The organism is Caulobacter sp. S45, assembly GCF_903642205.1.
Classification (GTDB): Bacteria; Pseudomonadota; Alphaproteobacteria; order Caulobacterales; family Caulobacteraceae; genus CAHJWH01.
On the sequence record NZ_CAHJWH010000172.1, the window covers coordinates 1 to 6,283 of the forward strand.

The 6,283-nt window shown below is 71.4% G+C and carries 6 protein-coding genes; 3 read left to right on the top strand and 3 right to left on the bottom strand.

Annotated elements, in window-relative coordinates:
• Positions 1–2,400 (top strand): NAD-glutamate dehydrogenase domain-containing protein (locus HUV06_RS13960; protein WP_174301861.1); only part of this gene is annotated, 2,400 nt, incomplete at its 5' end.
• Between the two features lie 131 nt (positions 2,401–2,531).
• On the opposite strand, the gene HUV06_RS13965 is transcribed toward HUV06_RS13960, so the two are convergent.
• From HUV06_RS13965 to HUV06_RS13975, 3 genes are read right to left on the bottom strand one after another with little or no spacing between them, the layout of a single operon-like run.
• Complete coding sequence (locus HUV06_RS13965; protein ID WP_254601144.1) at positions 2,532–3,341, bottom strand: TIGR04290 family methyltransferase; 810 nt, start codon at positions 3,339–3,341, stop codon at positions 2,532–2,534.
• Complete coding sequence (locus HUV06_RS13970; RefSeq protein WP_254601146.1) at positions 3,338–4,099, bottom strand: sugar phosphate nucleotidyltransferase; 762 nt, start codon at positions 4,097–4,099, stop codon at positions 3,338–3,340. The genes HUV06_RS13965 and HUV06_RS13970 overlap by 4 nt, the downstream gene beginning before the upstream one ends.
• Positions 4,096–5,202, bottom strand: a complete 1,107-nt coding sequence (locus HUV06_RS13975) for a glycosyltransferase (RefSeq protein ID WP_174301862.1) — start codon at positions 5,200–5,202, stop codon at positions 4,096–4,098. Before HUV06_RS13975 ends, HUV06_RS13970 begins: the two co-directional genes overlap by 4 nt.
• A gap of 143 nt (positions 5,203–5,345) precedes the next feature.
• On the opposite strand from HUV06_RS13975, the gene HUV06_RS13980 reads away from it, so the two are divergent.
• Positions 5,346–5,555, top strand: coding sequence for a hypothetical protein (locus HUV06_RS13980; RefSeq protein WP_174301863.1), 210 nt, complete (start codon positions 5,346–5,348; stop codon positions 5,553–5,555).
• Between the two features lie 124 nt (positions 5,556–5,679).
• Positions 5,680–6,111, top strand: a complete 432-nt coding sequence (locus HUV06_RS13985; RefSeq protein WP_174301864.1) for a hypothetical protein — start codon at positions 5,680–5,682, stop codon at positions 6,109–6,111.
• Positions 6,112–6,283 lie beyond the last annotated feature (172 nt).

A 6,283-nucleotide genomic window follows, 5' to 3' on the forward strand; every position in this document is an offset into this window, starting at 1 on the left:
GACGACTTCCGCACCGAGGTGCTGGGCCTGGTGAAGGCGCAGCAGGTGAAGAACGCGGTGATCGTGCCCGTGGGCTCCAAGGGCGGCTTCTATCCCAAGTCGCTCCCCCGTGGCGGTGCGGCGGACGCGGTGCGGGCCGAGGGCGTGCGCGCCTACAGGACCTTTCTCTGCGGCCTGCTCGACATCACCGACAACCTGGACGCTTCGGGCGCGGTGGTGAGGCCGCAGGGCGTGATCGCCCACGACGGCGACGACCCCTACCTGGTGGTGGCGGCCGACAAGGGCACGGCCACCTTTTCCGACATCGCCAACGGGGTGGCGGCGGACTACGGCTTCTGGCTCGGCGACGCGTTCGCGTCAGGAGGGTCGGCCGGCTACGACCACAAGGCCATGGGCATCACCGCGCGGGGCGCCTGGATCGCCGTGGAGCGGCACTTCCGGGAGATGGGCAAGGATATCCGGTCCGAGCCCTTCACCTGCATCGGCGTCGGCGACATGAGCGGCGACGTGTTCGGCAACGGCGCCCTGCTAAGCCACGCCATGAACCTGGTGGCCGCCTTCGACCACCGCCACATCTTCCTGGACCCCACGCCCGATCCCGAGACCTCCTGGGCCGAGCGCAAGCGCATGTTCGAGCTGCCCCGCTCGTCCTGGGCCGACTACGACGCAGCTAAGATCAGCGAAGGCGGCGGCGTTCACCCGCGCACCGCCAAGTCGATCGCGCTCACGCCCCAGGTGAAGGCGCTGCTCGACCTGGACGCCGACGCCCTGTCCCCCGCCGAGCTGATCCGCGCCATCCTGAAGGCCCGGGCCGAGCTGCTCTATCTCGGCGGCATCGGCACCTATGTGAAAGCCGCGTTCGAGACCCAGGCGGAGGCCGGCGACAAGGCCAACGACCTCGTGCGCATCAACGCCGACGAGCTGCGGGTCGCGGTGGTGGGCGAGGGCGCCAACCTCGGCTTCACCCAGGCCGGGCGGATCGCCTTTGCGCGCGCCGGCGGGCGGATCGACACCGACGCCATCGACAATTCCGCCGGCGTCGACACCTCCGACCACGAGGTGAACATCAAGATCCTGCTCGGCCAGGCGGAGCGCTTGGGCGAGCTGGCGCCGGTCGACCGCAACCCGCTGCTGGCCAGCATGACCGACGACGTGGCCGCCCACGTGCTCGCCCACAACTACGACCAGACGCTCGGCCTCTCCCTGCAGCAGGCCAACGCCCCGGCCGAGCTGGACGCCCAGGAAGCCTTCATGCTCGATCTGGAACGCCGCGGCCGTCTGAACCGGGCGGTGGAGGGCCTGCCCAAGCTCACCACCATAGCCGAGCTGCGCGTCGCCGGAAGGGGGCTGGCGCGGCCGGAGCTGGCGGTGATCACCGCCTACGGCAAGCTGGAGCTGTCCGCTGACATCGCGGGCAGCCCCGCGCCGGACGACCTCTATTTCGAGGGTGTGCTGGAGGACTACTTCCCGGCAGGGCTCGCCCGGTTCGAAGGCGAGATGCGCCGTCATCGCCTGCGCCGCGAGATCATCGCCACGGTGCTCGCCAACCAGATCGTGGACCGCTGCGGCCCCACCTTCCCCGCGCGCCTGACCTCCTCGCTTGGCTGCGACGCGGCCGCGCTGGTCACCGCCTTCGAGACCGCGCGGCAGGTGTTCCGCCTGGACGAGGCCTGGCGGGAGGTGGACGCGCTGGACTACCGGATCGCCGCTGTGGCCCAGATGGCGCTCTATCAGGAGATCGCGGGCGCGCTCCGCGGCCAGACCTTCTGGCTGGCCCAGCGCACCGGCGGGCGCAATCCGGGCGTGCGCGCGCTCATCGACGCCTACCGGCCCGACGTGGACGTGCTGCAGGCGGCGGGATCGAGCCTGCTGTCAGACTTCGAACGTGAGGCGTTGGAAGCGCGGATGCGGGTCTTCTCCGAGGCGGGCGCGCCGGAGGCCCTGGCGCGCCGCGTGGCAGGGCTGCGGGCGCTGACCGGGGCCATCGGTGTGTCGGACCTGGCCCGTTCGCTGGGCTGGCCGGCCGCCGCCATGGCCGGGCTCTACGGTGCGGTGGGATCGAGCTTCGGCTACGACCGGCTGCGCGCCGCCGCCGCCGGCATATCTGCGGCCGATGACTACGAGCGCGCGGCGCTCCGCGGCCTGGTGGTGGAGCTGATCGAGCAGCAGGTGGCGCGCACCCGCGAGATCGCCGGCGGCGCCGATGCGGCCGAGGCCAACGCGGCCGAGGCCGGCGCGGACATGGCGGCCGCGCACACAGCCGTCGTACGCTGGAGCGAGACCCGCCGCGAGGCGGTGGACCGCGCCCTTCACACCCTGGCCGGCATCGAGCAGACCGCCGGCGGCTGGACCTTCCCCAAGCTCACCATCGCCAACGCGGCGCTGCGGGCGGTGGCGTAGGCGCATCCGTCATCCTCGGGCTCGTCCCGAGGATGAGCGTTCCACCGCCGGGCGCTTTCAGCGCCGCAGGCGCCCCGCACCTGGCCGGCCTTGATCCTGGGGATGAGCCCGAGGACGACGGGGGGTGCGGGTCACCGACCGATCGCCGGATACGCCGCATAGGGCGGTCGGCCTGCGTCCAGTTCGCGCCGCTGGCACAGGTACACCTCCTGCTCCACCTTCGCGACCACGTCGAACCCCGACGCCCTCAGCATGGCCTGGGCCGCGGCGGCGTTGGGGACGAACCAGTTGGTCCAGTCGCCGCAGTAGTCGTGCTCGACGAAGTGCAGCTTGGGCCAGCCGGGCTCGTCGAACATGGCCATGTCGGTGAAATCGTAGTCCGGCGCCACCTCGGCCACCTCTTCGCTGCCTCGCTGCATGGACTGGAACAGCAGGAGGTCGCCCGCCACGTGCTCGTGGATCAGGTCCAGCGCCAGCAGCGGGTGGCGCAGGTGGTAGAAGACCCCCATGAAGATGACGAGGTCGAACCGCTCGCGAAGCTCCGCCACGTCGTAGACGTTCAGCTGGGCGAACTCGATGTCGGGATAGCCCGACACGTCGGCGGCGAAGCGGGCCTGGGCCAGGTAGTGGGGATCGGAGTCGATGGCCATCACCCGCCCGGCGCCGCGGCGCTTCATCTCGATGGCGTAGAAGCCGCCGTTGCAGCCGATGTCGAGCACGCTGCGACCAGCAAGCTCCGAGGGCAGGTCGTCCGAGAAGCCCGCAAACTTCACCCGGGGATAGTCACCCAGGAAATGATCCGGCGCGGTAAGGACGCCCCCCAAGTCCATGTTGTGGAACCAGGGGCCGAGCTCGCGGATGCGGCGGGCGATCTCGGCGCGCGGCAGGGCGCCGACGGTGGGCCGGTTCGCCTGGGGACGGCTGGGGTCGTCCGCGCTCACAGCGCCTCCATCAGGTCGTCGCGGCCGCGCTCGGTGTCGGCCAGCAGCCGCAGCGCCTCGCGATAGCCGTGCAGCGTGCCCACGTCCACGTAGCTGGCGCCACCCTTCACCCCCGCCGCCTGGCCGCCGCCTGCGATCCAGGCGTTGACCAGGGTCCCGAGGTACTCGTCCTCGCAGTCCCGCGCCCGCCACAGCGCCGCCAGCTGATGGTAGACCGGGCCGGGCGCCCGCAGCGCGCCCCAAATCCAGCCGGTGGGCGGGGCCGCCGCCTTGACCAGGATTTCGGTTACAGCGCCTGCGCCGTCCAGCACCACGGCGTCGAACAGCTCGGGGTGCGCGACCGGAAAGAGCAGGAAGGCGAGCCTGTCGGCCGTCAGGGCGGCGAGGCCGCCGGCCGGGAACCAGACCGTATCCGGCAACCCGATGGCCACCGGCTCGTCGGGACCCACGAACGGGGCGGCGCGGAACAGCGCGTCGCACAGGCCCGCGGCGCGTGGCTGCACCACATAGGCCACGTCCATGCCCTCCACCCGGTCGCCGTAGTAGCGCAGGATGTCGGACTTGCCGGGGGAAATGACGAAGCAGAGCTTGGTGCAGCCGGCCTGGGCCATCCGCTCCACCAGGTATTCGCTCACCGCCTTCGGCCGCTCGCTCCTGCCGTCCCGGCGCACGCCGACGGGCAGCAGCTCCTTGGAGAAGGCCAGCGGCTGGATGCGCGTGCCCTGGCCCGCGGCGGGTATGATCCCCCAGATGCTCAGGCCTCCGCCAGGACCGGCGTGTAGCTCGCCGGAAGCACGCCTTCGGAGACGTCGGCCAGGAGAGCCAGCAGCTGGCCCGCGCGGTGGTCGGAGGTGTGCTCGTCCAGCACCCGCTCGCGCGCGGCGCGGGCGAGGCGGGCCAGTTCGGCGTCGGGCAGGTCCATGGCCGCCAGCACCTCGGCCTCGCCGCCCACGGCCAGCACCTCGCGTCCCGGCGCGAAGAAGTCCTCCAGCCCCGGCCAGGCGTCGGTGAGGATGGGCGCGCCACAGGCCGCCGCCTCGAACAGCCGCCCCGAAGGGCACCAGCCCATGGCCGCCATGTCGCGCCGGGTGACGTTCAGGGTCAGCCGGCTGGAGGAGAAGAAGGCGGCGTGCTCAGCGGGCGCCAGGTGCTGCACGAACCAGATGTTCGGCGTCCAGGGGAAGTCCTGCGGATAGCCCGAGCCGCCGAGCACGAAGCGCACGTCCGGCCTCGCGCGCGCGGGGGCGAGGAACATCTGCTCCACGCCGGCCTGCCGGTCGGCGGCGTAGGTGCCGAGATAGGAGAGGTCGCAGGCGTAGCGCGGGTCGCGGGGCTCGGGATGGTGCTCGTCGGGGTCGACATGGCCGTAGAGGGCGGCGGTGCGGCGCGCGCCCAGCTGGCTGCGCAGCCGCTCCAGCGCCGCGCCGCCGGTGTAGCTCAGCACCAGGTCGTAGCGGCCAAGGCCATCCCGCGGCAGGTAGTCCACCGTCTCGCCGGCGGCGAACCGCGCCAGGGTCACCGGGGTGTCCAGGTCGTAGAAGACGCTCACATGGCCCTGCTCGGCGATCAGGTCTGAGGCTTGGCGAGCGTCCGGGCAATAGGAGGTGACCAGGGCGACATCCGCGTCCAGCAGGTGGCCGAGCGCCTTCAGCCGCACGCTCTCCCAGTCCGGATAAAGGATCAGCAGCGCTTCGCCCAGGTCGGTCAGGTCCCGGTGCTCGGCGTAATAGGGGGTGTCGCGCTCGAAGAAGACCACGTCGTGGCCGCGCCGCTCCAGCGCCCGGATCAGCCCCCGCCACAGCGTGGCATGCCCGTTGCCCCAGGAGGAGGAGACCGTCAGGCCAAAGACGACCAGCTTCATCCCGCCTCCGGCCCCTGCGCTGGGTGTAAAGGGTTGGCGCGCGCCGGGGTTCCTGCGCACCCGACGCAGGATGGATGCGGACCTGGACCGTCCTCGCAGTTGTCCCACGACATTGTTGCCGTTTGCCAGGCAGCGGCGCATGGTTGCTGAACATCGCCGCGGAACCGCCTTATCGGTTGTTTCGGATCGGTCACTCGAAAGAGTTGACGTTGAGCAAACCTGGGCGGAACTGGCTGGCGGGACTGGGCGACGTTATGCTGGCCATACGCGCCGATCCCGGTTTGCTCGCGCCGGCCTTGATCGTCGTCGCTCTGGCCGTCGTGGTGGGCTATCTGGCCTGGCGCTTCATCTGATCCAGGCGTTCTCAACCCGCAGGTGAAAGCCTTGGCGCGAAGGGGTGGGCCTGTGCGTTTGTCGCAGGGCAGTCCCCGGCGATCCGCCGGAGGACAGGATTTCACGACCGATCGGGATGAGCGCATGATCATCGGATACAAGCTTCTCGCCGCCTCGGCGGCCGCGGCGATGCTGGCGGGCGGAACGGGCGCGGCCCAGGCCCAGCCCTATTACGGCTCGGGCGACCTGCCCCCGCCGCCCTATGCCTATGCCGGCGGCGGCTATGGCGGCGGTTACGGCGGCGGCTGCCGTCAGGACCGCTTCACCCTGGCGGGCGCCCATGCCGGCGTGACGGTGCTCGGCGTCGACCTCGGCGCCTCGGCCGCCTTGAGCGTGCCGGTGGACGGGTATTGCGGCGGCGCCCCGGCTTTCGAGCCGCGGCCCTACGCTCCGCCGCCCCAGCCCATGGCCTACGGCTACCAGGGCTACGAGCAGACCTACGCCCCGCCCCCGCCGCCGCCCATGAGCTACGGCTACAGCTATCCCTGCGGCTGCCAGGCTCCGCCCCGCTGGTAAGCGGCGGATGGCCGCCCCGCAGGCCTCCCTTTGCTCAAGGCGAAGGGAGGGCCGGGCCAAGTGGCCTGCTCGTCGAGGCCGGCCGCCAGCAGGCTAGCACGCCGAAGCGGCCTGAGGCGAACGGACGGCAGAGGAAGGCCGGGTCGAGCGCGCTGATCCGTGGCGGCCAGCG

Bases quoted from the DNA above. Each gene is read 5' to 3' on its own strand.
- HUV06_RS13975 (WP_174301862.1), bottom strand. From the start codon at position 5,202: ATGAAGCTGGTCGTCTTTGGCCTGACGGTCTCCTCCTCCTGGGGCAAC.
- HUV06_RS13985 (WP_174301864.1), top strand. From the start codon at position 5,680: ATGATCATCGGATACAAGCTTCTCGCCGCCTCGGCGGCCGCGGCGATG.